At 50.5% G+C, this 25,912-nt stretch carries 27 protein-coding genes and 2 tRNA genes; 17 read left to right on the top strand and 12 right to left on the bottom strand.

What is annotated here, in order from left to right; genetic code table 11:
* Nucleotides 1–65: 65 nt before the first annotated feature.
* From trxA to PsAD26_RS03145, 3 genes are all read left to right on the top strand, one after another.
* Nucleotides 66–386, top strand: coding sequence for a thioredoxin (gene trxA, locus PsAD26_RS03135; RefSeq protein ID WP_063286502.1), 321 nt, complete (start codon nt 66–68; stop codon nt 384–386).
* A gap of 197 nt (nt 387–583) precedes the next feature.
* Nucleotides 584–1,228: a nucleotide exchange factor GrpE gene (gene grpE / locus PsAD26_RS03140; protein ID WP_084403555.1), complete on the top strand. Its 645-nt coding sequence runs from the start codon at nt 584–586 to the stop codon at nt 1,226–1,228.
* A 272-nt stretch (nt 1,229–1,500) separates the two neighbouring features.
* Nucleotides 1,501–2,139 carry a trimeric intracellular cation channel family protein gene (locus PsAD26_RS03145; protein ID WP_063309236.1) on the top strand — a complete coding sequence of 213 codons (639 nt, stop codon included), beginning with the start codon at nt 1,501–1,503 and terminating at the stop codon, nt 2,137–2,139.
* Between the two features lie 9 nt (nt 2,140–2,148).
* Here the strand turns inward: PsAD26_RS03145 and PsAD26_RS03150 are convergent, their stop codons facing one another.
* From PsAD26_RS03150 to PsAD26_RS03175, 6 genes are all read right to left on the bottom strand, one after another.
* Nucleotides 2,149–3,111, bottom strand: a complete 963-nt coding sequence (locus PsAD26_RS03150; protein ID WP_063309237.1) for an ornithine cyclodeaminase family protein — start codon at nt 3,109–3,111, stop codon at nt 2,149–2,151.
* 43 nt (nt 3,112–3,154) lie between these two features.
* Nucleotides 3,155–3,385: a LapA family protein gene (locus PsAD26_RS03155; protein ID WP_063309238.1), complete on the bottom strand. Its 231-nt coding sequence runs from the start codon at nt 3,383–3,385 to the stop codon at nt 3,155–3,157.
* A 135-nt stretch (nt 3,386–3,520) separates the two neighbouring features.
* The gene (locus tag PsAD26_RS03160; protein ID WP_057462715.1) at nt 3,521–3,823 is read right to left on the bottom strand and encodes an integration host factor subunit beta; all 303 of its coding nucleotides are present in this window, start codon (nt 3,821–3,823) and stop codon (nt 3,521–3,523) included.
* Nucleotides 3,816–4,823 carry a signal peptide peptidase SppA gene (gene sppA, locus PsAD26_RS03165; protein WP_057462716.1) on the bottom strand — a complete coding sequence of 336 codons (1,008 nt, stop codon included), beginning with the start codon at nt 4,821–4,823 and terminating at the stop codon, nt 3,816–3,818. Before sppA ends, PsAD26_RS03160 begins: the two co-directional genes overlap by 8 nt.
* A 222-nt stretch (nt 4,824–5,045) precedes the next feature.
* Nucleotides 5,046–5,357 carry a chorismate mutase gene (locus PsAD26_RS03170; protein WP_063286507.1) on the bottom strand — a complete coding sequence of 104 codons (312 nt, stop codon included), beginning with the start codon at nt 5,355–5,357 and terminating at the stop codon, nt 5,046–5,048.
* A gap of 868 nt (nt 5,358–6,225) precedes the next feature.
* The gene (locus PsAD26_RS03175; RefSeq protein ID WP_063309239.1) at nt 6,226–6,930 is read right to left on the bottom strand and encodes an SDR family oxidoreductase; all 705 of its coding nucleotides are present in this window, start codon (nt 6,928–6,930) and stop codon (nt 6,226–6,228) included.
* A gap of 383 nt (nt 6,931–7,313) precedes the next feature.
* On the opposite strand from PsAD26_RS03175, the gene PsAD26_RS03180 reads away from it, so the two are divergent.
* On the top strand, nt 7,314–8,516 hold the full coding sequence (locus tag PsAD26_RS03180) for a GNAT family N-acetyltransferase (protein WP_208985479.1): 1,203 nt from the start codon (nt 7,314–7,316) through the stop codon (nt 8,514–8,516).
* Between the two features lie 161 nt (nt 8,517–8,677).
* Here PsAD26_RS03180 and rpsA read toward each other — a convergent pair whose 3' ends face one another.
* The 3 genes from rpsA to aroA form a co-directional block, all read right to left on the bottom strand.
* Nucleotides 8,678–10,375, bottom strand: a complete 1,698-nt coding sequence (gene rpsA / locus PsAD26_RS03185; RefSeq protein WP_063286510.1) for a 30S ribosomal protein S1 — start codon at nt 10,373–10,375, stop codon at nt 8,678–8,680.
* A gap of 195 nt (nt 10,376–10,570) precedes the next feature.
* Nucleotides 10,571–11,206, bottom strand: coding sequence for a (d)CMP kinase (gene cmk, locus PsAD26_RS03190; RefSeq protein WP_063309241.1), 636 nt, complete (start codon nt 11,204–11,206; stop codon nt 10,571–10,573).
* Entirely contained in the window at nt 11,203–12,558 is a 1,356-nt protein-coding gene (gene aroA, locus PsAD26_RS03195) for a 3-phosphoshikimate 1-carboxyvinyltransferase (RefSeq protein ID WP_063309381.1), read from the bottom strand. The genes cmk and aroA overlap by 4 nt, the downstream gene beginning before the upstream one ends.
* 205 nt (nt 12,559–12,763) lie before the next feature.
* Here aroA and PsAD26_RS03200 point away from each other — a divergent pair, with 205 nt between their 5' ends.
* The 3 genes from PsAD26_RS03200 to PsAD26_RS03210 all read left to right on the top strand — a co-directional run bounded on the left by PsAD26_RS03200 (nt 12,764) and on the right by PsAD26_RS03210 (nt 13,529).
* A complete protein-coding gene (locus PsAD26_RS03200; protein ID WP_063299470.1) occupies nt 12,764–13,141 on the top strand; it encodes a TIGR02300 family protein in 378 nt (125 codons plus the stop codon).
* 132 nt (nt 13,142–13,273) lie between these two features.
* Nucleotides 13,274–13,349: transfer RNA gene (locus PsAD26_RS03205), tRNA-Ala, on the top strand.
* Nucleotides 13,350–13,453: 104 nt separating this feature from the next.
* Nucleotides 13,454–13,529: transfer RNA gene (locus PsAD26_RS03210), tRNA-Ala, on the top strand.
* Nucleotides 13,530–13,586: 57 nt separating this feature from the next.
* On the opposite strand, the gene PsAD26_RS03215 is transcribed toward PsAD26_RS03210, so the two are convergent.
* Nucleotides 13,587–14,114 carry a hypothetical protein gene (locus tag PsAD26_RS03215; RefSeq protein WP_063309242.1) on the bottom strand — a complete coding sequence of 176 codons (528 nt, stop codon included), beginning with the start codon at nt 14,112–14,114 and terminating at the stop codon, nt 13,587–13,589.
* Between the two features lie 143 nt (nt 14,115–14,257).
* Between PsAD26_RS03215 and PsAD26_RS03220 the strand changes: the two genes are divergently transcribed.
* The 8 genes from PsAD26_RS03220 to hutX all read left to right on the top strand — a co-directional run bounded on the left by PsAD26_RS03220 (nt 14,258) and on the right by hutX (nt 23,353).
* Nucleotides 14,258–15,673, top strand: a complete 1,416-nt coding sequence (locus PsAD26_RS03220) for a deoxyribodipyrimidine photo-lyase (RefSeq protein WP_063309243.1) — start codon at nt 14,258–14,260, stop codon at nt 15,671–15,673.
* 121 nt (nt 15,674–15,794) lie between these two features.
* Nucleotides 15,795–16,283 (top strand): fasciclin domain-containing protein, encoded by a 489-nt coding sequence (locus tag PsAD26_RS03225; RefSeq protein WP_063309244.1) that lies wholly within the window; start codon nt 15,795–15,797, stop codon nt 16,281–16,283.
* 684 nt (nt 16,284–16,967) lie between these two features.
* Complete coding sequence (locus PsAD26_RS03235) at nt 16,968–18,275, top strand: extracellular solute-binding protein (RefSeq protein ID WP_063304304.1); 1,308 nt, start codon at nt 16,968–16,970, stop codon at nt 18,273–18,275.
* A gap of 177 nt (nt 18,276–18,452) precedes the next feature.
* Complete coding sequence (locus tag PsAD26_RS03240) at nt 18,453–19,334, top strand: ABC transporter permease subunit (RefSeq protein ID WP_057462725.1); 882 nt, start codon at nt 18,453–18,455, stop codon at nt 19,332–19,334.
* Between the two features lie 10 nt (nt 19,335–19,344).
* On the top strand, nt 19,345–20,187 hold the full coding sequence (gene ugpE, locus PsAD26_RS03245; protein ID WP_057462726.1) for a sn-glycerol-3-phosphate ABC transporter permease UgpE: 843 nt from the start codon (nt 19,345–19,347) through the stop codon (nt 20,185–20,187).
* Nucleotides 20,188–20,189: 2 nt separating this feature from the next.
* Nucleotides 20,190–21,293 (top strand): sn-glycerol-3-phosphate import ATP-binding protein UgpC, encoded by a 1,104-nt coding sequence (locus tag PsAD26_RS03250; protein ID WP_063294897.1) that lies wholly within the window; start codon nt 20,190–20,192, stop codon nt 21,291–21,293.
* Nucleotides 21,294–21,491: 198 nt separating this feature from the next.
* Nucleotides 21,492–22,862 (top strand): heme anaerobic degradation radical SAM methyltransferase ChuW/HutW, encoded by a 1,371-nt coding sequence (gene hutW / locus PsAD26_RS03255; protein WP_063309246.1) that lies wholly within the window; start codon nt 21,492–21,494, stop codon nt 22,860–22,862.
* On the top strand, nt 22,859–23,353 hold the full coding sequence (gene hutX, locus PsAD26_RS03260) for a heme utilization cystosolic carrier protein HutX (RefSeq protein ID WP_063309247.1): 495 nt from the start codon (nt 22,859–22,861) through the stop codon (nt 23,351–23,353). Before hutW ends, hutX begins: the two co-directional genes overlap by 4 nt.
* A 105-nt stretch (nt 23,354–23,458) precedes the next feature.
* Here hutX and PsAD26_RS03265 read toward each other — a convergent pair whose 3' ends face one another.
* Nucleotides 23,459–24,025 carry an MAPEG family protein gene (locus PsAD26_RS03265; protein WP_063309248.1) on the bottom strand — a complete coding sequence of 189 codons (567 nt, stop codon included), beginning with the start codon at nt 24,023–24,025 and terminating at the stop codon, nt 23,459–23,461.
* 353 nt (nt 24,026–24,378) lie between these two features.
* On the opposite strand from PsAD26_RS03265, the gene PsAD26_RS03270 reads away from it, so the two are divergent.
* Both PsAD26_RS03270 and PsAD26_RS03275 read left to right on the top strand, forming a co-directional pair.
* The gene (locus PsAD26_RS03270; protein WP_063294901.1) at nt 24,379–24,807 is read left to right on the top strand and encodes an Hsp20 family protein; all 429 of its coding nucleotides are present in this window, start codon (nt 24,379–24,381) and stop codon (nt 24,805–24,807) included.
* 161 nt (nt 24,808–24,968) lie between these two features.
* Nucleotides 24,969–25,229: a DUF1150 domain-containing protein gene (locus PsAD26_RS03275; protein WP_008548441.1), complete on the top strand. Its 261-nt coding sequence runs from the start codon at nt 24,969–24,971 to the stop codon at nt 25,227–25,229.
* Between the two features lie 151 nt (nt 25,230–25,380).
* Here PsAD26_RS03275 and ptsN read toward each other — a convergent pair whose 3' ends face one another.
* Nucleotides 25,381–25,848 carry a PTS IIA-like nitrogen regulatory protein PtsN gene (gene ptsN, locus PsAD26_RS03280; RefSeq protein ID WP_057462732.1) on the bottom strand — a complete coding sequence of 156 codons (468 nt, stop codon included), beginning with the start codon at nt 25,846–25,848 and terminating at the stop codon, nt 25,381–25,383.
* Nucleotides 25,849–25,912 lie beyond the last annotated feature (64 nt).

A 25,912-nucleotide genomic window follows, 5' to 3' on the forward strand; every position in this document is an offset into this window, starting at 1 on the left:
ACTTTCAGGGCAACAGAGTTTGCTCAGTTGGGGCGACTCAACCTGCACTATGAAAAGAGGCAAAAATGGCCACTGTGAATGTTGAAGACGGTAACTTCGAAGCTGAAGTACTTCAGAGCTCGACCCCTGTTCTCGTAGATTTTTGGGCGACCTGGTGTGGTCCTTGTAAAATGATTGCGCCGTCCCTGGAAGAAATCTCTGAGGAAATGGCTGGTCAGGTCAAAGTTGCTAAGTTGGATATCGACAGCAACCAGCAGAGCGCAATGAATTACGGCGTTCGTTCTATCCCAACCATGATCCTGTTCAAGGATGGTCAGCCAGCTGCGACCCTCGTAGGCGCACAGCCTAAGGGCAAAATTGCTGATTGGATCAAGCAGTACTCTTAATTTTGAGGGTATCTGCAACGAAATGCTGAGTAAAATCGGGCATTCTGAGGATCTCCGGTCACGGAAGTGGCCGGAGGTCTTTTGTTTTTGGCAAACAACGACTAAATAAGGACCGACTAGGTTTTTTGTACGGGCGCCTTTGGGCAGCCCTGCAGTGCTTTGCTCTTTGTAACGGAGAGCAAGTTTTAAGAGACGGGATGACGATGAGCGATCAAAATAAAACTCCGCAGGCAGAAGAGCAGGTAAATCCGGAAGCTGTGGTTGACGAAACTGCGAATGGAGCCGAGCAGGCAGAAGTTGCTGCGGAAGTAGATCCAATCGAGGCGCTGAGAGAAGAAAACGCTGCCCTGAAGGACCGCGCTCTGCGCACCATGGCAGAAATGGAAAACCTGCGCCGTCGGACTGAAAAAGAAGTCAAAGACGCTAAAGCCTACGCAGTCGCAGGCTTCGCGCGTGACATGCTGGTGGTCAATGACAACCTTGGCCGCGCAATCGAAGCATTGCCAGATGACGCACGTGAAAACGACGAAAACCTGAAGGCACTGGTTGAAGGCGTTGAAATGGTAGAGCGCGAAATGCTCAACCATCTGGAAAAGCACGGTGTGAAGCGTCTTTCACCTGAAGGCGATAAGTTCAACCCGCATTTCCATCAGGCGATGTTTGAAGTGCCGAACACAGAAGTTCCAAACAACACTGTTGTTCAGGTTGTTCAGGCTGGCTACGTCATCGGCGAGCGCGTCCTGCGCCCTGCAATGGTTGGCGTGTCCAAAGGCGGCCCAAAAATCGCTCCAGTTGCCGACAAAGCAGCAGAGCCAGGCTCCACAATCGACAAAGAAGCCTAAAAAAGAAAGCCCTCACACAAATGAGGGCTTCTCAAAAGAATTCCAAAACGGAGGCCAGCATTTGGTCTCCGTTTTTTGTTGCGATGTTGCCCGAAGCTCTGCAAGAAACGCAGGGCTGAGTTGAACTTCTCGGCGCTGTCCCCAAACGCTTCACAGGATCTAAGGCTATTTAAATCTCACAAATGAAGTAGTGTAGTTCTCCGGTTGATTTTTTAAGATGGCTGTCTAATACCAGCAGACTTGAATTCAATGACTTTGCGGGCATGACGTAGATGCATTCTGAGATCTGGCAGTACCTGGACTTTTTTGGCGTGGCCGTATTCGCTGTGACTGGTGGGCTGGTCGCTGCACGTCTGCGTCAGGATTTTATCGCTTTTCTGTTCTTTTGCTCTTTGACAGGTATCGGTGGCGGCACCCTGCGGGACACCCTGCTTGATGTGCCGGTCTTCTGGATCGAAGACGAGAGCTACCTGTATGTCTGTGTGGCCGTCTCAATTGCCATGTGGTTCATCGCCCATAAGGTCGAAGCATGGGGCCGCCCGTTGCGTTGGCTCGATGCGATTGGTGTCGCGTCCTATTCGGTAATGGGCGCTGCAAAAGCGATTTCACTGGGTGATACTGCCGCGGTTGCTGTCCTCATGGGTGTTGCTACGGCAACATTTGGTGGAATCCTGCGCGATATCATCGCTGGCCAGCCATCTGCATTGCTGCAAAGAGAGATCTACCTTGCGGCTGCGCTTGCTGGTGCGATCACGTACACCTCTACGCTCATGGCAACGGGAGAAAGCAACCTCGCTGCTGCTTTGGGCTTTGCTGCAGCTATGATTTTACGTGGTGGTGCAATCGCAAGAGACTGGTATCTACCAAGCTATACGCCCCCAAAGAAGAACGATATGGATGAGTTGGACTAAGTCCCTCGGCTAAACACGCAGATAAACGTGTCCGGCAACTGCAAGGTCTGCCAGAGCAGTGCCCGTTGATTTAAAAAGCGTGATTTGCTCGTAAAAGCGCCGTCCTGCCCGATCTCCCTGACACAACTCCGCCAGATCAGAAGCAATGTCCTGCAGGCTCAAAACGCCATCCGCGAGGGGCTCTTTGAGATCCCCGGCGGTTGTTGGAGTGTTGTCATAGCTGTCCAGAAACAACCGTGCCTGAGAAATGACGGTATCATCGCACTCACGCTGATCAGCATGCATGGAGCCAACCAGATCCAGATGCGTTCCCTCTTGTAGCCATTCCCCTTGAATGATCGGCGTATTTGTACTCGTCGCACAGCACACAATATCCGCGCCTCTGACTGCACCGCCCAAATCCGCTGTCGCTGAAACCTTAAAGGGTTGCCCCTGCATATGCTCCACCAACTGCTGAGCAGCGGCAGGGCTTCGGTTCCAGACCAGAACCTCCTTGATAGGGCGAACAGAAGCATGCGCATCAATCAGATAAGGTGCAAGGTTTCCAGCACCCACCATCAGCAAACGGGAAGAGTCTTCGCGCGAAAGATACGAGGAGGCCAACGCCGATGTTGCGGCTGTGCGCCAGTTGACCAGCGCTTTGCCATCCAGAAGCGCAAGTGGCGTCCCCGTTTTGCCAGACTGCAAAAGATACACACCAGCAACAGCAGGTGCGTCATGCTCCAGTGATGTGGGAAGATAACTCTCCAGACGCGTGCCAATAAACCCGCGCTCAATAGTATTTTGAGCCGCAAAGTCATGCCATGCAGAAGAGATGGTGAGAGAGCCGTCATCAAGGCCAGTTGGACGTGCAATTCTTTGTGTGTGCGGGGAAGGGGCCACCACACCAACACGAAATGCACGTCTCAGCGTCTCAAGAAGATCGCGAAAGCTCATCACCCTCTCAATGTCCTGAGCTGTGATGATCCGCATTCGCAATCCCCGTGTTAAACGTCAGGGCAGAGTAATAAAGCGGTTAGGCTGCTTTTTTATGGTCTGGTGCAGGCAGGCCGGGTGCAATGTCACCCTGTGCCACCTTACGCAGTGAATCCGCTTCATGTTTAAGTTGGTTCGCTTCTCGTTTTTGAACACGAGCCTCTTTACGGAACCGTCCTTGTCGCATCCAGGTCGCCACTCCGCCAAGCATCACGCCCAGTCCAACAGCGCCAAACAGCAACCAGAAAACCGGGATGTTGAACGTCAACATCGGATCCTCTGGGTTAAAGGGGTTAAGCGAAATCAGCGTGGAATGCCGGTTCGCAACCGCAAGGACTACAAGTAGAGCTGCTATAGGTATAAGCAGCAAATTCCGAAGGAAACGAGCCAATTTACTACTCCAGGATCAGTCGTCTTCGCCGTGATCCGTACCGTCGTTCAGTCGTTCGCGCATTTCTTTGCCGGTTTTGAAGAACGGAACGAACTTTTCGCCAACTTCAACTTTTTGGCCAGTTCTTGGATTGCGTCCAACGCGTGCCGGGCGGTTCTTCACTGAGAACGCACCAAAGCCACGCAGCTCGACGCGGTCACCGCGCATCAGCGCTTCAGTAACTTCATCAAGAATGGCGTTTACGATATTCTCTACATCGCGTTGATAGAGATGCGGATTACGCTCCGCAATAGTCTGTACTAATTCCGATTTAATCATGCTTTGCCCCCCCAAGTGCTGAGACTGTTGCCGCATCCGGAGCCTGCCAAACAGACACGAGACCGTCAAGCGGTAGGCTTGAATCTACGACACTTTTTGCTGTTTTGAGAAGTGAGATGACCAAATTCTGGTTCTCACTACCCAAAAAGCCTAATAAATTTGCAGGGAACGGGAGTGACCGCTCGTCTGATTCTGGTTTCCAGTCGATTATTTCCAAATCACTGGAAAGTCCTTTTTCGTCAATAAGCCACTGATGCGCGGCCTGCTCGCCACCAATCTCATCGATCAGTTCAAGGTCTTTTGCCTGGTGTCCGGTATAAACCTGACCGTTCGCCAGCTGAAGTGCACGCTCTTTAGAAAGGCCTCTGCGTTCTGCAACAAGTCCAACGAACCACATATAGGTATCGTCAATCAGCTCCTGCAAAGTTTCCTTCACTTCAGGCGTGGCTGGCTCATAAAAGTTTGGCTCAGCTTTCAATGGTGCGCTTTTAATCGCATCCATTTCAACGCCAATCTTCTCGAGCAACCCTTTTGCATTGCCATACTGGAAGAGAACACCGATAGATCCGGTCAAAGAGGTGTATTGAGCAACAAGGTGATCACTGGCAATTGCGGAAAGATAAGCAGCCGAAGCGCCAAGCGTCGTGATGGACGCTGTCAAAGGCTTCTTCTCAGCAATCTTGCGCAGCGCATTGTAAAGCGCTTCACCACCGGAAGTGGTGCCACCGGGAGAATTAATGGAGACGATGACGCCTTGCACGGTGTCATCTTTTGCGATTGCTTCAAGCATCTCCAACTGGCGGCGATCATAGGTGATCGGTCCGTTGATTTCGATGCGAGCAATATGCTTTTCAGAACGGGCAAGCTCACCAAGGCCAGTTGCCTCAGCGCCTCCCCACAACAGCAAAGCTGCAAGTGCTAAAAAACTAACGACGCGCCAGAACGAAACTTTACGTCTCAGGCGTCTGCGATCAATAAGAACGTCACTGTCTAGACTCATGGGGTCTTCCCGGTCAAACTCATTTAAGCGACTATAGGGAAACAATACCTAAGCTTTTGAATAAGCCAAGTGTTCTTTCTCTGCAGACGGTAAAAACACGACCATAAATTAAGCTTTGTCCCTGCCAAACGGTTAATTTGGGGAAGTAGGCTCTTAATTCTCCGAAAATTTCTGGTTGTAATGCTAGTCGACTAAGATGCCAGAGAAAATGGCGATACTATGTTATTTTGCGTTTTCCTCTGCTTCCATAAGGTCTTCTTCGTGCGCAATCGCACTTTCCATCAGTGCGCGCCACATGGTCTCATAGGTCTGCGCATTCAGGCCATGCGCGCGGGCATGGGCTTTTACGTTGCTGGCAACTTCCTCTACCCGGCTTTCAATGCGGGCAGACAGGCCAATTGGTTTTTTGATTTCAGCGGCGCGTGTGATGTAAGTCCAGCGCTCTGCAAACAGGGAAATCAGCTCGGAATCCAGACGATCAATTTCTGCGCGGATCTGAGTCATATCGTGACATTCGCTAGCAGAGTTCTTCATTAGTTTTTTGCTGCCTATCGGATTGAATGACGTGGCTGGGGAGTGCCACCTTTTGAAATGTCATACCCGAAATAAATGCATGGTCGCAACTAGCATATGTTTATCGCATAAAAAATCCGTTCCGTTCATCAGGAGGTGGGGGGGAGCTGAGAACGGAACGGGATCTGTATGGCCATGGGGCCAGTTGGACTTTTCGTCTTTTTTGGGCCACTGTTTTATCGATTGCTCTGAAAACCGATAGGTTCAGTGATCTTAATTCTTGACGCGAGAACTAGGGGCATAGTTCACCGCGCGCTGTTGGAAACCCAAAGCCGATTGCTGCAAGGACGGCGTAAAACGGGTTTCCAGTTAGCCCTGCGGTTTCGGGCGGACCGCTAGGGCATTCCGAAGTCTTGAAGCTGCCGGACCTTATTTTTGTTATTGGCCTCAACGATGTTTCAAGACAAACAGCACAGTGGAGTTTGAGAGAATGGGATACTCTCTTGCTCGCCATGTAAAGTAATATACAGATGTTACTTGAAGATAAATAGAAATCAGAAATAGAAAATTTCAAAAAACGACTCTATCTTAGGTGGTGTATAGCAAATTAAAGGTTGTTATCAAAACTTATCATCAATTTACTATTGCTTATCTATTATGTTTATTTTGATTAAAGTGAATTAATATTCACATTAATTAAAATTGAGCACATGTAAATGCTCCATATCACACAATCTGCTTTGTTTCTTTCTGGTGAGGAGGAGTTGTGGCGTTAAAAAAGGGGCGTCTCCGCCCCTTTCTGATCGTATAGGTTTAAGATCTCTCCGATTAATCGAGAGAGAATGGCATCCCGCAAATTGCGACAGATGCCTTCGCAAAATTGTCCAGCCTATATTGAGCGCGTAATTCCGCCATCAATTCGGATATTTTGTCCGGTCATGTAGCTGGAGGTGTCTCCGGCAAGAAAAGCAATCAGATCAGCCACTTCCTGCGAGGTGCCATAACGTCCCATTGGAATGCGATCGCGGCGTTCTTCTTTCTCTGGCAAGCTGTCAATAAAGCCCGGCAGCACGTTGTTCATGCGAATGTTTGAGGAAGCATACTTGTCTGCGAACAACTTGGTAAAAGCAGCAAGGCCAGCTCTGAACACGCCGGAAGTCGGGAAAAGCTCCTCAGGTTCAAATAAGGCATAGGTGGAAATATTGACGAAGCTGCCTTTGCCCTGAGCTTCCATGATTGGGGTAACGATGCGGGTGATACGCACCACGTTCATGAGATAGAAGTCCATCCCTTTCGCCCAATCTTCATCGGTGAGCTCAAGGACCGGCCCTTTAGGCCCATGGCCAGCACTGCTGACAACCGTATCAATACGGCCCCACTTGTCCATCGCAATATCAACAAGACGCTGGAGATCCGCAGTTTCAAGGTTGGAGCCAGTCACACCGACACTACCAAGTTCCTCAGCCAGCTTCTCGCCTTTGCCAGAGGAAGAGAGGATGGCGACTTTATAACCGTCCTCTGCCAGCTTACGTGCAGCAGCAGCACCCATACCACTGCCACCAGCAACAATCAGCGCAACTTTCAAATCACTCATGAAACCCTCCTGAATTAAATTAGGACTATTCCATTTTCTGCTGGGCAATAAATCAAGTGACGATTTGTCATCACCCTGAGAGAAACCATGCTGAGGAGACAATATTTCTAGAACTGAGGTCCCTGACAGAAATGTGAGAAATTCAAATGCTCAGATTTCTATAAAATACTTCTACTTTTAACTGGTTGAAAATAACTATGTATAAATATCAGGAGTTAGAGCACGGTGTGTGAGTGCGAATGAACGCAACGTGCTCTAGGGCGAGAGCCACGAGATTCAGTCATTTCAAGCATATCGCCGAAAAGTAGACGCCGATTTTCGGACAAAGATACGCAAACTGCTTTAGTTAAAGCCATTTTATGCATTGATAAGGGAGAAGTTTGTTGCAGGCAGATGTTATCACATCAAACGAGCTCGCCTCTGTGCAGCAGAGCTCTGCAACAAAAGCACTTCAAAACCCGTCTGTGCGCGTGTTGCAGTCTGCTGTTGAGGTAGCTGAACTGCAGCAGCAATGGCACCAGCTGGAGCAGGCTTCCAAAGGCAATCCGGTCTTTCAAAGCTATGCCTGGACCATGGCGATGCTTGAAAATCCTGCATCGGTCCAATCAGCTAAAATCTTCGCTGTCTACGACCAGCAAAGCCTGATCGCGGTTCTGCCGCTGCGCATTGAAAAGCAAAAGTCCCTGAAAGCGCTGACTGGTTTAGGAGAGCCTTTTCAGCAGTACTCAGAGATGCTGCTGACACCCGGCTATAACCCTGCTGCCGTATTGGATTACCTGAAGCCACACCTTCAAAAGGCTGGTGCAGATGTCATCCACCTCCGCCAGATCAGAGAGGGCGGTGCACTCTATGAGTACGCCAGCACTCATTTTACCGAGGTCGGAGAGGCTGATGGCGCTCCATGGCTGGATCTGAACCAGTGGAATAGCTTTGAGGACTATCTGAAGTCCATCTCTGCCCGCTCCCGCAAAACCATTCGCAATCAACGCAATCGCCTGCACAAATCCGCAGGCCTGACACATCGCGTTGTCCGGCAGGAAGACCCGGAACTTGAAACCCTGCTTCTACGAACCTTAAACGGGCGTGAAAACTGGGTAGAAGCCATGGGCTACTCATCACGCGCTCTGGAAGGTGATGGCTTGCAGAACGTCCTTCTCTCATTAAGCAACGGCACGGCCAAAGGCTGCGAACTCATCGCTTTCGAGCTGAAGCATGGTGATCTGCCAATCTCTACCGAATGGGGTTTCCTGTTCGAAGGCTGCTATTCCGCTTACATGGCCGATTGGAATCCGGACTACGAACAATCCAGTCCCGGTAAACTTCACCAGATGGACGTCATCGAGGCGTGTTTTGCGCTTGGGATCGATAAGATCGATTTCCTGAAACCAGCCTCGCGCTACAAGATGACATGGACCTCACAGGTCGCCAGCGTCTTTGATGCCGTCAGCCCGCTCTCCTTCAAAGGTCAGCTCTATGCCAGCCTCTGGCTCAAGAACCTGCGGCCCTTAGCAAAGCGCATCGTACTCGCAATGCCAAAAGGTCCGAGAGCACTCCTGATGAGCTCCCTGAAGAAGATCAGGGGCTAACTCTGCCGAGAGGAGAACTCCCTGAAACAGGACGTTCCAAAGCTCTTTTCAAACATAAGCGCGCAAAAGAATGCGAAACAACGCAAATGAACGCACTCATCAACGCAACAAAAAAGCCCGCTCATTTGAGCGGGCTTTCTCGCAAAATCTATTGCTAGATCTTATTCGTCGTCGTTCTGCTTCTTCATAGCTGCAGCGAGGATGTCGCCGAGAGAAGAGGAAGCGTCAGAAGAACCGTACTGTGCAACCGCTTCTTTTTCTTCAGCGATTTCAAGTGCCTTGATGGATACACCAACGCGGCGGGTCTTCTTGTCGAACTGAGTGATACGAGCTTCGATCACATCGCCAACGTTGAAGCGGGTAGGATCCTGCTCACCACGTTCACGGGACAAGTCAGCGCGACGGATGAATGCAGAGAGGTCGCCGTCTACGAGTTTAACGTCGAGACCACCGTCTTTGATTTCAGTCACTTCACACTTAACGATTGCGCCCTTACGAACAACATCGCCAGCGGATTCAAACGGATCAGCGTCGAGCTGTTTGATGCCGAGAGAGATACGCTCTTTCTCAACGTCAACGTCAAGAACGACTGCTTTAACAACGTCGCCCTTCTTGTACTCTTCGATGACCTGCTCGCCCGGACGGTTCCAGTCCAGATCGGACAGGTGAACCATGCCGTCAACATCGCCTTCAAGACCGATGAACAGACCGAATTCGGTCTTGTTCTTAACTTCACCTTCTACGGTGGCGTTAAGTGGGTACTGCTGTGCGAATGCATCCCATGGGTTCTGCAGAGTCTGCTTGAGGCCCAGGGAAATACGGCGTTTGGAAGCGTCCACTTCAAGGATAACCACTTCAACTTCCTGGGAAGTAGAAACGATTTTGCCTGGGTGTACGTTCTTTTTGGTCCAGGACATTTCGGAGACGTGGATCAGGCCTTCGATGCCTGGCTCCAGTTCTACGAATGCACCGTAGTCGGTGATGTTGGTAACACGACCGGAGAACTTGGAATCCAGTGGGTATTTGGCTTCGATGCCATCCCATGGATCGGTTTCCAGCTGCTTCATGCCGAGGCTGATGCGGTGTGTTTCCTGGTTCACACGAACGATCTGCACCTTCACGGTCTGACCGATTGTCAGAACTTCGCTTGGGTGGTTGATACGACGCCATGCAATGTCGGTAACGTGCAGGAGGCCATCGATGCCACCAAGGTCAACGAATGCACCGTAGTCGGTGATGTTCTTAACAACACCCTCAACGGTCTGACCTTCTTCCAGGCTCTGAACGAGTTCAGAACGCTGTTCAGCGCGTGTTTCTTCCAGAACAGTACGACGGGATACAACGATGTTACCACGGCGCTTGTCCATTTTCAAGATCTGGAAAGGCTGTGGAGTGTGCATCAGAGGAGTAACGTCGCGTACTGGACGGATGTCTACCTGAGAGCGTGGCAGGAATGCTACTGCGCCGTCCAGATCAACGGTGAAGCCACCTTTAACCTGGTTGAAGATCTGACCAGTAACTTTTTCACCAGCTTCGAAAGCAACTTCAAGGCGAACCCAGCTTTCTTCGCGGCGTGCTTTGTCGCGGGACAGAACAGCTTCACCCATCGCGTTTTCAACGCGCTCAAGGTAAACTTCTACTTCATCGCCAACGGCCATTTCGCCGTCACGGCCTTTAGCGCCGAATTCCTTCATAGGAACGCGACCTTCAACCTTAAGACCTACGTCGATGACTGCGAGGTCTTTTTCGATAGCAACAACGATGCCTTTTACAACGGTGCCTTCAAAAAGGTCGGAAGTCGCAAAGGATTCTTCCAACAGAGCTGCAAAATCTTCAGCAGCAAAGTTTTGATTTTCCATAAAATCTCCTGATGCCATAAGAATGGCGCTCGCCGGCGGGTTTGTGTTAACACTAAAGGACAAGGGCTTCCGGTTTTCAACTCGCGTTGAAAAACAACCACTTACAAGTAAGTGGGCCGGCGAAAGCGGTCACTCTTGTCCAAATTCGGTATCGTTACAGTCGCTTGATATAACAAACGCGAACTCCGAAGGCTGTTATGAAACAGCTGAATTCCGGGCGCGTTCGACGATATCCACAGCCGCACGAAATGCGGAGTCTATATCCATTTCTGTCGTATCAAGCAAGTGTGCATTTTCAGCGGGTTTTAATGGAGAGTCTTTTCTGGTGCTATCGCGCTCGTCGCGACGCTCCAGATCCACTAGGATTTCATTAAAATCTGCTGGAATTCCCTTGCCGTTCAACTCGTCTGTTCGGCGCTTTGCACGGGCGGTCGGAGAGGCCGTAATGAACAGTTTCGCGGTCGCGTCCGGGCACACAACAGTCCCGATATCACGGCCATCCAAAACGGCACCTGGCTCTTGCTCAGCAAATGCACGCTGAAGGCTCACCAGTTCCTCGCGCAAGCCAGAAAGAACCGCAATGCGAGAGGCTGCCTCACCAATTTCGTGGGAAGAGAGCTGATTGCGATCCAGATTCCCCAGATCAAGGTTCTGGGCGACAGAGATTGCAACGTTTTCATCACCAAGTGGCAGGCCGCGCGCAAGCAGCGCAGCGGCGACAGCACGATACGTCAAACCAGTATCCAGATGGCGGAGTCCAAAATGCGCAGCGAGCTGGCGTGCGAGCGTTCCCTTGCCAGATGCCGCTGGTCCATCCAGAGCAATAATCATGCAGCTTCCTCATTTTTATTTTCAAGCTTGCCACCCAGCTCACCAAACATGGAGAGGAAGGTTGGGAAGCTTGTCGCGATTGGCGCTGCATCATCGACCTGAACCGGTTTGTGTGCAGCGAGCCCCAGAATAAGGAAGCTCATTGCGATCCGGTGATCCAGATGTGTTGTAACAGTGCCACCGCCAATATTGTTTGCCCCACCAGTAACAGTCAGACTGTCCTGTTTTTCAACGCACGGAATACCGTTTGCTTCCAAACCACGTGCAACAGCAGCCAGACGGTCTGACTCTTTGACACGCAGTTCTTCAAGACCAAGCATGACAGTGTCACCTTGAGCAAAAGCAGCAGCAACAGAAAGAATTGGATATTCATCAATCATGGAAGGTGCTCGGTCCGCTGGAACCGTAATACCCTTTAATCGTGAATACTTGGCGCAAATGTCGCCAATCTTTTCTCCGCCGCTTTCCCGTTCATTCGAGATGGTAATGTCAGCGCCCATTTCAAGCAGACTAGTAATAAGTCCAATGCGATGCTCATTCAAAAGCACACCTTCAACGGTGACATCAGAACCCGGTGTGATCAGAGCAGCAACAATTGGGAAGGCAGCTGAAGATGGATCGCCAGGAACCGTAATGTCCTGAGGCTGTAGCTGCGGCTGGCCTTGCAGCGTAATGATACGCTCACCGCTCTCGTTCACCTCAACCTTCAGGTCCGCGCCGAAACCAACCAGCATCTTCTCGGTATGGTCACGTGTCGCAACAGGTTCGATAACAGTTGTTGTACCAGCAGTATTCAAACCAGCCAGCAGCACTGCGGATTTCACCTGCGCAGATGCCATTGGCACGCGATAGGTGATTGGAATTGGAGTGTCGCTACCGCGGATAGAAGCTGGCAGGCGGTCGCCGTTACGTGCAACAACCTGAACACCCATCTCACGCAACGGGTTAAGGACGCGGTCCATTGGGCGTCCAGACAACGAGGCATCGCCAGTCATGGTGACGGCAATCGGGTGGCTCGCAAAAATACCCATTGCCAGACGTACGCCTGTACCCGCGTTTCCAAAGTCAATTGGAGCTTCCGGCTCCAGGAGACTACCCAGTCCAATACCTTCAACCGTCCATGTATCATCTTCCTGACGAACACACTTGGCACCAACGGCATTCATTGCATTTGCAGTGCCAATCACATCTTCTGATTCGAGAAGGCCAGAGATGGTAGTTTTGCCAAGCGCCAAGGCGCCAAACATCAGAGAACGATGGGAGATAGACTTGTCACCTGGAACTTTGATTTGACCGTTTAGCGGAGAGCCGCTGTGAGCGGTCACAATTTGCGGTGACGAATTATGGGACATGTTCATTTCCGGGGTTGCGAGACTGAAAAAACTAGTTCCTCCTAACACGGAAGAAAAAGACAGTCACCCTAGGGCGCATTGAACTATTGCGAAATTTAAGCAGTGAATGTACGACTTCGGGTAGATTTCTAAGATTTATCTTTGACATGATGGCCAACCTGAGGCTAAGGGGGCCGTCAACGAGATACAAACAAAGGTGAGAACCGTGGCAAGACCGGAACTCGGAACCAAGCGCTTGTGCGCGGCGTGTGGCGCTAAATACTACGATTTGAAACGTGACCCGATCATCTGTCCTAAGTGTGGCGACATGTTTGATCTGGGCATGACAGCAAAAACAGCCAAGGCTGTAAAAGCTGTTCAGAAAGAAGAAGCTAAGGAAGCATTGGTCAAAGACGATGCAGAACTGGTTTCTCTGGAAGAAGCAGACGCTGAAGCATCTGGTGAAGACATTCCTGAGCTGGAAGATGAAAATATCAGCGATGACATCAGTGGTGATGACTCCGATGTATTCCTGGACGATGAAGATGACGAAGACTCTTCCGTACCAGGCATCGTTGTGGCTCGCGACGACGACGAAGTCTAAAATTTCCACAGTTTGTGAAACTGCAGGCTGTTAAGAGAGTATTCTCTTGAAATGTGGGGGCGGCCCATCTATGTTCCGCCTCCATCGGCACACGAACTTCATTGAAGTTTCAGTGCCTAAGGAAGAAATGATGGGGCCTTAGCTCAGCTGGGAGAGCGCTTCGCTGGCAGCGAAGAGGTCAGGAGTTCGATCCTCCTAGGCTCCACCAAAGACATTTTGCCAAAAGTGTCTGGCATTTCGCGAGAAATGTATACCTTCCTTAAAGACTACGCAGCAGGGCAACCCAAGCCCGTTTTAAATGCTGCATGGTATGGGGCCTTAGCTCAGCTGGGAGAGCGCTTCGCTGGCAGCGAAGAGGTCAGGAGTTCGATCCTCCTAGGCTCCACCAAAGACATTTTGCCAAAAGTGTCTGACATTTCCCAACAAATACAATAGTTTATCAATGTCACTGAGCTGGTTCTATAGTCTCCAGCATCCGCAAAGCTTTGTGTATCCGCACGCGCACTGAGCCTCCTGTTTCTGCTTCTGACCGTTCTTTCAGTAGAATGGCTATGCCGTCACGCTTTTGGGGGAACTGTGCAGCAAACAGAGCCAATCCGTAATAACTCCATGCACGCACAAGATTTTTCTTCGCTTTGATGCCCTCGTTGAGAAAGGCCTCAAGTGTCTCTTCTCCAACGGTTGGAATAGACAGGTGAGGTAAGATCTGAAGAATATGGAGCTTTGCCTCCCAGTGATCTAGCTGGGGGAGGGAAGCTCGGATCTCAGTTTCATGTGCTTTGGTTAGAGGGGGCCCGTCGTTGTCAAAATGGTGTTTGAGCAACCAACTGGATCCGCGCTCTGTGCTTTTGTGAGAAAGCAAGCTTGTCAAAGCACTAAGAAAACCAGCGCTTTCATGGTGGTGATTGAAAGTCGCTAGGATAGCCTGTTTGCTTTTACCATCCCATTGCTCGATCTCTTGCTTCAAGTCCACCTCAAACTCCTCCGTTAGATTACTGCCAACTTCAGCGATACTGATGTTTTGGACACTGTGAGAATTGAAGCTCTATTGCCATTGATACGCAAGGAAATTGCTATACATCTGCCGTAACTGTTTATTTTGAGCAGAGGCTGTCGATGACTGCACCCGTCGTTATCCATTGGTTCCGTCAAGATCTTCGTTTGAGCGATAATCCTGCCCTGACTGCAGCTTGCGAGGCGGGCGCGGTTATTCCACTCTACATCCTGAATGACGGTGAAAAAGGCGCGCGCGAACATGGCGGGGCGGCGCAGAACTGGCTGTACCATTCTTTAAAAGCACTCAATAAAAGCTTGAAAGGGCAGCTGTTGATAATGCGGGGTGACCCGGCTGTGGTCATCAAAAACCTTCTTCAGGAGACAGGAGGGACGGGTGTCTTCTGGAACAGATGCTATGAACCATGGCGCATTGAGCATGATGCCCATTTGAAGTCAGAGCTGGAAGACGCCAGTATAACTGCAAAGAGCTTCAACGGCTCGCTCCTGTGGGAACCATGGCAGGTGTCGAAGCCAGATGGCGACCCTTATAAGGTCTTCACCCCGTTTTATCGCAAGGGCTGTCTGCAGGCTTCCGAGCCACGTAAGCCCTTGCCTGTTCCTAAGTCAATGCAACTGCATAAAGTGACTGCCAATGGCGCTCTGTCTGTTGATGAGCTGAAACTGATCGACAACCGTCCATGGTCAGCGCAAGTAAGCAATTGTTGGAGGCACGGAGAGAAAGCGGCGCAAAACAGGCTTTATGCGTTTCTCGACAACGGTATCTCCAATTACAAGGAAGGCCGAAACTTTCCCGCTCTCACGCACACTTCGCGACTTTCTCCGCACTTGCACTTTGGTGAGATTTCACCCAACCAAATCTGGTCGGCGCTCAACATGTACGAAGAGACACGCGACATTGACCATTTTCGGAGTGAGTTGGGCTGGCGCGAATTCTCTTACTCCCTGTTGTTCCATAACCCAACGCTTCCTCAAATCAATCTCAACACCAAATTCGACAGCTTTCCGTGGGTCTCTGATGATCAACGTTTGCTGGCTTGGCAAAAGGGGCAGACAGGCATTCCGATTGTCGATGCAGGTATGCGGGAGTTGTGGCAAACTGGTTATATGCATAACCGCCTGCGGATGGTCGTTGGCTCGTTCCTTGTAAAGAATCTGCTGCTGGATTGGCGCTCAGGCGAAGCATGGTTTTGGGATTGCCTGGTGGATGCAGACCTCGCCAACAACTGTGCAAGCTGGCAATGGATTGCTGGCTGTGGAGCTGATGCAGCCCCATATTTCCGTATCTTCAATCCCGTCCTACAGGGCGAGAAGTTTGATGGCCATGGCGATTACACCCGCTGTTTTCTCCCGGAACTCAAAGAATTGCCGGACAAATATCTCTACAAACCATGGGAAGCTCCTAAAGACATCCTACAGGATGCAGGTGTTGTGCTGGGAAAAACGTATCCGCTGCCAATCGTTGATCTCAAAAAATCACGAGATGAAGCATTGCGTGCATTCGAGGAAACAAAATAAAATTCAGATCAGAGTGATCTGCCTTCAATCCCGGTCAGTATAAGAACTTGTGCGCGGCAGGATGTCGCAGCCAAAACTTATGTAATTCCCCGATTTACATCTCTGGGAAGTGGAGGGTTCTATGCGTTTATCTATGATATCTTTTGTAAGCTCGCTTGTTCTTGCTGGATCAGTAAGTGCTAATGCTGGAACTATTGTAGAGGTAGCTCAAGGGGCAGGGCAGTTTAACACCCTTATCGCTGTAGCTCAGGCCGCTGGTTTAGACGGCACGTTAGCGGACGGTGAAAACCTGACTGTCTTTGCTCCAACCGATGAAGCGTTTGCTGCTCTTCCGGATGGAACAGTAGAAATGTTGCTGAAGCCTGAGAATAAGGATCAATTGATCGCGGTCTTAAGCTATCACGTTCTGCCACGAAAGCTCGCGTCCACTGACCTGCCAGGTCGGACAATCCATGTAAAGACAATCAAAGGCACTGGAGACAAGACACTTTCCGTCTCAAAAACATCGTCAGGTGTGACAGTCGATAAGGCGAACGTGATCAGCGCCGATATTCCTGCAGATAACGGAATAATCCATGTGGTCGATGCAGTGTTGATCCCCTCCAACTAGTCTGGGGCATATCTTCAGTTTGAAGGAGTTCAACTTGAGGGCGTGGAGCATAAGTTTCGCGCCCTCAGTGCTGTCACAAAACCCGATTAGATGACTCTATTTGATTGAAACGAATACATTTCATCTTTTCGAGTATGCAAACTTTTGCATTAGAAGTTGCATTCGGCGAGTTGCACACAGTGCGCCTGTGGATAAGTTGGAGTGCCTTTCGCATTCGAAAAACTGCGCCTTAAAACATTAAGACAGCTCATCCGCAGAAACGTGCAAGGTGCAAAAATAGATTTTATTCGCCGTCTAGGTATTTCTCCTTTATATCAAGTGATTAGCCGACAAATCTTTGCATAATGCTCAACATTCGAAATCTTTCGTATCGAATTTTTTCGAAACGAAACTTCCAATTTTAGACACTTCACCCATGCTGAATGGCAGAAAATGTTGCATAAAAAACAGTTGCCTCAGATCGGTTTCGCTTTTTCGAAACATGACAATCTCATGATAATTATGAAAAAAAACGAAGATCCAATTGCAATTCATCGAAACTTCAAGAAACTGTCATCCTAGTGTGAAACACCTAAGTGATATCGCAGATGAGGCGTAGGGGATGGATCGTCACTGCGATGGATCAGGTGTTAACTCCGCTTCGCATGTTAGATTTTTTCAACTTTCCCACTGGGGGCAACAAAAATGACTCTTCGTAAAGCAACTGGTGTCGCAACCTTTGCAGCACTCGCAATGTCTTCAACAGCATCTTTCGCTGCGACAGAAATCAACTGGTGGCACGCAATGGGCGGCCGTCTGGGTGAAGTTGTCAACGAAATCTCCACCAAATACAATGCGTCTCAGGACGCGTGTCAGCTGACCCCAGTCTATAAAGGTAACTACGAAGAAACCTTGACTGCTGGTATTGCGGCATTCCGTGCTGGCGAACAGCCAAACATTCTTCAGGTATTTGATGCAGGTTCCGCTACCATCATCGGTGCAAAAGGCGCAGTTGTTCCAGCTGAAGACCTTCTGAAAGACGCTGGTGTTGAATTCAACATCGAAGATTACATTGCTGGTGTTCGTTACTTCTACGCTGACGCAGCTGGCAAAATGATCGGTATGCCGTTCAACTCCTCTACCCCAATCCTCTACTACAACGTAGAAGCACTGGCGAAAGCAGGCGTTGAAGCTCCTAAGACTTGGGAAGAGTTCGAAGCGATCGCTCCTAAGCTGAAAGCTGCTGGTTATATTCCTTTGGCACAGTCACACCTGCCATGGATCTTCACCGAAAACTTCATGTCCCGCCACAACCTGCCATTCGCAACCAACAACAACGGTTACGACGGCGCTAAAGGCACCAAGATCCTTGTGAACAACGATGCGATCAAAATGCACTTCACAAAGGTTAAGGGCTGGCTCGACGCTGAGCTGTTCGGTTATTACGGCACTGGCTGGGGTGACAACCAGAAGGTATTCCAGGACGGTTCCGCTGCAATGTGGCTCGGTTCTTCAGGTTCCTTCGGTGGCCTGACCAAATCCACAGACTTCAAATTCTCCGCAACCTACCTGCCTCATTGGGCTTCTGTTAGCGAAACAGGCACCAACACCTTCATCGGTGGCGCTGCACTCTTCGCAATGTCCGGTAAGCCAAAAGCAGAAAACGACTGTGTAGCGAACTTCTACTCCTTCCTGACTTCCGCAGACATGCAGTACTACTGGCACCAGGAAACTGGTTATGTGCCAATCACCAACGCTGCATATGAGCTGGCAACTAAGGATGGTTACTACGACCGCGTACCAGCTGCGGAAGTTGGCATCAAACAGCTGACACTGCCGGGTGGTGACAATACCAAAGGTTACCGCATGGGCTTCTACGTTCAGGTGCGTGACGTGATGAACCGTGAATACGGTAAAATCTTCTCCGGTGATAAATCCGTAGACGATGCATTCCAGACCATCGAAGACGAAGCTAATAAGCTTCTGGCTCGCTTTGCTAAGACGTCTAACTAAGACTTAGCATTGAGACTTTCGCTAAGACCGGAGACGCTTTTAAGTGTCTCCGGTCTCAGGTTGTTTTGGAAATAGAATGTTCCCATGCGTCAAAGAGCGCAGTGAGCTTTTCTGAACAAGCGGTCAGGCTTGCTAAGCAACCGGCCACCACAACGAAAACAGCGACCAGGCCAGTCCATGAAACGAGTTCAATTCTCACATCCATTGATGCCATACATGCTGCTGCTTCCGCAGTTGGCCATTGTTGGCGTCTTCTTTCTGTGGCCAGCCGCTGAAGCAATCAGGGCGTCTTTCTATCTTGAAGACCCGTTTGGCTTCGGCTCCACCTTTGTTGGCCTAGATAACTTTAAAGACGTTGTTTCCGCGAGCGAATACAGCAGAACCGCATGGTTCACGCTGATCTTCTCAGCTGCGGTGACATTCTTTTCTCTCAGCATTGCTCTTTTGCTGGCAGTCAAAGCAGATAACGTTATCAAAGGCGCCTCCACATACCGCACTCTGCTCATGTGGGTTTATGCGATCGCCCCTCCCGTCGCAGGCCTTGTAGGCGTGATGCTGTTTGACCAGCACATTGGCCCACTCAACGATCTTGCCCACGCCCTCGGCTGGAACATGCAGATCGGTGTGAACTATTTTGATACTGCATTTGCTATGACCGTGATTGCGGTTTGGAAGCAAATTCCGATCAACTTCATTTTCTTCCTCTCTGGCCTCCAGAGTGTTCCAAAATCCGTTCAGGAAGCAGCTGCGGTTGATTGTAGATCTTCTTCACGTCGCTTCTGGACTGTGACTTTCCCACTGCTGGCTCCAACCAGCTTCTTCCTGCTGATCATCAACATCACTTACGCGCTCTTTGATACATTCGGTATTATCGATCTGGTGCTTAAGGGTGAGCCAGGCAACAACCCTGTAACACTCGTTTACAAGGTGTTCCTCGATGGCTTCCGCGGAAACGACCTTGGTGGGTCCTCAGCACAGTCTGTGATCTTGATGATACTCGTGTTCGCTCTCACTGTGGTTCAGTTCCGCATGATCGAACGTCGCGTGCACTACAGTTAAGGAGGGATAGATGAAACGCTCACAGTTTTGGGATCACGTGATCCTCGTTCTCGGCGCCCTCTTTATGCTGGTGCCAGTAGTCTACGCACTCATGACCTCCAGTCATGATGCGGTGTCCATTTACAAAGATGGCCTTCAACTCTCTCCAGGCGGCCATTTCGTTGACACTTATAAGCAGGTGTTGACTGAAGCAGGCGGTTTCACCAAGTCCGTGACTGGTCTGACCATGCTGTGGAACTCTTTGGTTCTCGGCCTCGGCTTTGCCTTCGGTAAGATCATCATTTCCATGCTGGCGGCTTACGCAATCGTGTATTTCCGTTTCCCGCTTGGAACGTTCTTCTTCTGGATCATCTTCTCCACCCTGCTGCTACCTCTGGAAGTGCGCATTCTGCCTTCCTACGAGATTGTGCAGGGCCTCGGTATGGCGAACACCTATTCAGGCCTGATCATCCCATTGATTGCGTCTGCAACAGGCACTTTCTACTTCCGCCAGTTCTTTAAGTCCGTTCCGGATGAGCTGGTTGAAGCTGCGCGTATCGATGGTGCAGGACCGCTGAAGTTCTTCATCGACATTCTTGTTCCACTCTCCAAGACCATGATTGCTGCAATCTTCATCATCATGTTCGTGTTTGGTTGGAACCAATACCTCTGGCCAACACTCATCACCACAGATGAAAGCCTCTTCACGCTGGTGCGTGGTATGAAGCAGATTCTGCAGGTGTGGATTGGTGCGCAGATCCCGGATACGAACCAGGCAATGGCGCTTGCAGTACTTGCAATGCTTCCACCTGTTCTCATCGTGGTGATCTTCCAGTCTTGGTTTGTTAAAGGGCTCGTGGAAAGCGAGAAATAAAAATGGCAGGCATTCAACTTAATACCCTTCGCAAAATCTACGCAGGCAACGTAGAAGCGGTAAAAGGCATCTCCATCGACATTAAGGATGGTGAGTTCATTGTTCTCGTCGGCCCTTCTGGTTGCGGTAAGTCCACTCTGCTGCGCATGGTGGCAGGTCTGGAAACCATCACAGATGGTGAGCTGTTCATCGGGGACCGCCTGGTCAACAATGTAGAGCCCGCTGATCGTGACATCGCAATGGTGTTCCAGAACTATGCGCTCTATCCGCACATGACCGTTTACGGTAACCTCGCGTATGGCCTGAAAAACCGCAGCATCCCTAAGGATGAGATCGAAAAGCGCGTTCGCAAAGCGGCTGAAATTCTGGAGATCGGAGATTTCCTTGATCGTAGGCCACGTCAGCTTTCCGGTGGTCAGCGCCAGCGTGTTGCAATGGGTCGCGCGATTGTTCGCGAACCTGCCGCGTTCCTGTTCGATGAGCCTCTGTCCAACCTTGATGCAAAGCTGCGTGTGCAGATGCGCATGGAGATCAAGAAGCTTCAGAAAGAACTCGGCACCACTAGCCTGTACGTGACCCACGACCAGCTGGAAGCAATGACACTGGCAGATCGCCTGGTCGTTCTCAGCGGCGGTGTTGTCGAGCAGATCGGCTCTCCGATTGATGTTTACGAAAAGCCAGCGTCTACATTCGTTGCGACCTTCATCGGCTCTCCTGCGATGAACCTGCTGCCTCTGGCAAAGAGCGGCAATGAGTGGAAACTCGACAATGGGGCAAACGTTGACGTGAAGCTGAACACAGACCTGTCTGACCTGATCCTCGGCGTTCGTCCGGAAGATCTGGTCATTGAAGAACTGAGTGAGAAGTTCGACACCGGACTGCATACTGCACTGACTGTGCATGTTGTTGAGCCTGTGGGCGCTGAGAGCTACGTTCACGGCACCATCGGTGAAGGCAGTGTTGACGTTGTTGTTCGTGCTCCTGGTAAGCTGCACTTCGAACCAGGCCAGATCCTGAAAGTGACAGCAAAGCCAGAAAAGCTGCATACGTTTGACACCAAATCCGGCAAACGTATCGAGCTGGAAGGCGCACTCGAAACAGCTTAAACGCTGCTCAGATATAATTGTCAAAAGGCCCGGCATCCGCTGGGCCTTTTTCGTGTGGTACACATAGATGCAGTCGAAAACCTGTGCCATTTTATCGCACGTGAGCGAACTTCTCTTCTCAAAAACAAAACTTGATGTAAATACTCATATTTAGCCAGCGCACTGCGAGCCAACCAATTTCATAATGCAGGTTGACCGATGAAAGCAGCGCTGGAACAGTTCTTTGCTCAGGAAACAGATGATCCTCTCCGTTACGCGTTTCAGCGACGAGGCGCGCATATGCCCGGCTCTGCTGGTGAGGCTGTGTTGGAAGAAGAACACCAGCTTGTTTGGCAGGAAATTCAGCAATCTAAACGGTTAGGCATGGCCGTCATGTATTTGCATGTCCCGTTTTGCGCCAATCACTGTCTGTTCTGCGGGTTCTACCGTAACAAATGGCATGAAGAACACTCAGCCCCATATGCTGATGCCTTAATCAAGGAACTTGAGTTGGAGGCATCTTCCCAAGCTTCTCAAAGTTCACCAATCAACGCCGTTTATTTCGGTGGAGGCACTCCGACAGCCCTACATGCGAAAGACCTCGCAAGAGTGATCCGTCGTATCCGAGAGCTTTATCCTCTCTCAGCCGATTGTGAGATTACAGTTGAGGGGCGCATCTTCCACTTTGATGATGACAAGATAGATGCCTGTCTGGATGCGGGTGCAAACCGCTTTTCAACCGGAGTTCAGTCCTTCAACACCAAAGTCCGCAAGCGACAGGGCCGTAAGGCGAGCGGATCAGAAGCAATCCGCTTTTTTGAAGGCCTGAGAGACCGCAACCGTGCAGCAATCGTCTGTGACCTGATACTAGGCCTGCCTTATCAAACCGAAGAGGTTTGGCGCGATGACTTGCGAACTGTTGTCGATTTGGGTTTGGACGGCGTTGATCTATACACACTCGCAGTCTTTCCTGGCAGTCCTCTCTCAAAAGCGATTGATAAGGGGGCCTGCGACCCAGCAGCGCCCTTGCCGCAACAGGGAGCCATGTACGGTGAGGGTTTAGAGTACATGCACCGCCAAGGTTGGAAACAGATCTCTTCCAGTCATTGGGGCCGACAGACCCGCGAGCGCAATCTTTACAACACATTGATCAAGTCCGGCGCGGACTGCCTTGCATTCGGCTCGGGAGCGGGCGGCAACATCAACGGATATTCCTACGGCATCCATGGAGGAATCGTGGACTACATGCGGTGCCTGGAGGAGGGGGAGAAGCCATTGTCGCGTTTGCACAGGACCGACCCATTGTCTTCTCCCCTCAATTTCCTGGCTGCTGGAATAGAAGAGATGCGCCTCGACTTAGGGCGTTTGGAGCGTACCGAACCTGGCGCTGGCGGCTTTCGCAACTCTATAGATCCACTTTTGAGCAATTGGCAGCGTACCGGCTTAATCGCAGGTGAGGAGATCATCTCCCTCACCACAGCAGGGCGCTTTTGGCACCAAACCCTTCTCACTTATCTCAAGGCTGCATTTAAGCTGCACTCCGCAAGCTTGCAGCCAGAAACCAAAACCTATCAAGAAGAGGCAGCATGAACGCACAAATCACAGAGCTGAAACAGAAGCTTGCAGAAAATCCAGCAGGAATTCTGGAGAGCATTGCTAAGGACCATAATCTTTCAATGGCTGACACAATCCGTTGCTTGCCAGAAGAAATGTGGCGTGAACATTCAGGCGAACGCTTTGACGAAGTGATCAAAGCCATCCCTGCTTGGGGCAATGTTACGAGCATTGCAAATACCGGAGACATGATCTTTGAAGTGAAAGGTCCGTTCCCAGAAGGTAGCTATGCACGCGGCTTCTATAACCTCAAGCAGACAGAAGGCGGCTTCTCCGGCCACATCAAGGCAGATGCGTGCCATTCCATCATCTTCTTGAAGCGCCCATTTTTCTCCAAGTTGGCTGTGTCCATCAATTTCCTGAATGCAGATGGCAACAGCTACCTGAAAATCTTCCTTGGCCGCGATGATGAAGGCCAGATTAAGCAGGATCAGCTTGAAAAATTTGATGCACTCGCGAGCTGGTGAGGCTGTGAGACATCAAAAATCACAGGCTACCGTTTTCGCTCCCGGTGACCTGTGAAAAGCAGAAGTCGGGGCATTGCCCCGGCTTTTCTGTTTGTACGACGAGGATTAAGCAAACATTGCCATAACAAGGTAGCTGGCCATCCCGTAAAGACTGAGCAAGCTCAGGCTCATAAACACGCCTCGTAGGCCGGTTCGGGCTGACAGATAACTGTAAGTGTAACCAAGCCGGGCAACGGCAAACCCAACCACCCAAACCTGCACCATAAGAGCCACAGGTGAAACGACAGCCACAACAGTTCCTAACAGCGCAAAGTAGACCATGTTCTCGGTGGTGTTGCGGTGAGCATTGTGACGACGTTCCAACGCATCACGTGCATCCTGAGCAATGGAAGACGGACGTCCACCTTTCTGCTCCCATTCTTCCGGCGTTGTTGCCAGGTCATACTTGGCGCGCGTCAGCTCTGTGACAGTCATCAGCCAGGTGTGATTGCCAAGAAATAGAACCGCAGCAATGATCAAGGCGTCGATTGCTTCTGGAGAGGGAAGGGCGACGATAAGTGGTTTAATGCCGAAGACGAACAGATTAATGAGCAGGCTGATAGCAATCAGTACGAATGGGTAGGCCTTCACCATCAAAGCAGCTCGTGAATTATCTATCTCAGCAATATCCATTCCTTTCACTCCTCCTTGAAGCAAGCCTCTCCAAAGGCAAACGCTACGATTTCTTAAGGGGAAGGTAAACCCGTCATTCCCGACATGGCAGCAGAGGAAGGAAGCCGAACGACCCAACAGACTAAAGGCTCAAAGCTGCACTGTTGAAATTCCTGCGGGGTTACCACCCAAGCTTGTCTTAGGGCCTGAGAATACCGCTGCGATCCGGGAGAATTAATTGAGTATCATTAAGTTAACTTGAAACCTTCGCCGCTAACCGCCATATTCCAGAGGAAAGACCGAGGGCGAGATGCCCTCACACCGGATGCCTAATGAGGGTCTGGAGCTGGGTCGCTTGAAGAAGGACTTGGATTATGACGCGAGTATCTGCGTTTTCGAGCCCATTTATGTTGGGGTTCGATGATATTGAGCGCGTATTGGATAGGGTGAGCAAGGCAGCCAATGATGGCTACCCGCCCTACAATATTGAACGCCTCGCCGCCACCGAAGAAAAAGGTGAAGTCATCCGCATCACGCTTGCGGTTGCTGGCTTCACACGCGACCAACTAGATGTTTCTGTTGAGGAAAGCCAACTGGTAATCCGTGGTCGCCAACAAGAAGACAAAACTCGCCAATACCTACACAGGGGTATAGCTGCACGACAGTTCCAACGCGCATTTGTGTTGGCCGAAGGCATTGAGATTTTAGGGGCAGACCTGCGAGATGGTCTGTTGTCTATTGATCTTGCTCGTCCTGAGCCAGAGCGTATCGTTCGCCGGATTGAAATCTCGGCGGGGGACTGAATTTAAGGAGCAATCCTTTCTTCGCGCTGATCTGAATATTGAAGCGTATCTCCGGAAAACGGAAACCCGGTTTTCGGGAAAGGATGCGCGCGACAATAAAGACTTAGAGTTTGAAGCGTGAACATACGCGGCCTGCTCTAACAACTCTCAAGGAGAAGGCGATGACACGCGCCCCTTCTGTGCTGGCCGACGACCCGTACGAAAATTTTGAAGAACTCGGAGCTGGTGAAGTCGCCTATGTTAGGCGCGTTTCTCCAAATGACCTGAAGAAGATGTTCCCTGATGCGGAGCTGCAGGATGCAGACCTCCCTGCATGGGCTCTTTTGGCGGCTGACGGAACTCCGCTGGTTCTGACTGACACACGCAACGCAGCAATTGCAAACGCAATTGAGAACGATCTGGAAGCTCTGAGCGTCCATTAAACCAATTCTTGGAAACTCCAAGAGCGAGTGAAAGAGAAGATTAGCATTTCAAGGCATAGAAATGCTCTTCGAACCCAGTGAATTAGGCAAAGAAAAAGCCTGGATCGGAATGCGTCCGATCCAGGCTTTTTTATTTTTGAGCTGACGTGCCTCAGGCTGCGTTAGGCGAAGCCTGTGGGTGGGTCAGAATAGAATAGATTGCAGCAGCGTCTGTTGTTGCGCGCAGCTTGCTAGCAACATCAGAATCCCTCAGAAGCCGGGCAACGCGTGCCAGAGCTTTCAAGTGGTCCGCCCCAGCGCCTTCTGGCGCGAGTAAAACAAAGATCAGATCAACAGGCTGGTCATCCAAGCTGTCGAACTCAATCGGTTTGTCCAGACGCGCAAACAGGCCGTGCAACCCGTCAAGGTCCACGATTTTTCCATGCGGAATTGCAATGCCGTTTCCGACACCTGTAGAGCCGAGACGTTCGCGTTGCAGCAGCGTATCAAAGATATCGCGCTCAGTTTCTCCGCAAATCTCAGAGGCCCGTTCTGCAAGTTCCTGCAGGGCTTGTTTCTTGCTGTTTGCCTTGAGGTTGGCAATGACAGCCTCAGGACGAAGAAGTTCGTTCAGATCCATTCCTTGATCCGTGTCCATGCAAAATACAAAGCCGGTAAAAACCGGCTTTGTACAGGGTCGCGAT

Source organism: Pseudovibrio sp. Ad26 (assembly GCF_001623285.1).
Classification (GTDB): domain Bacteria; phylum Pseudomonadota; class Alphaproteobacteria; order Rhizobiales; family Stappiaceae; genus Pseudovibrio; species Pseudovibrio ascidiaceicola.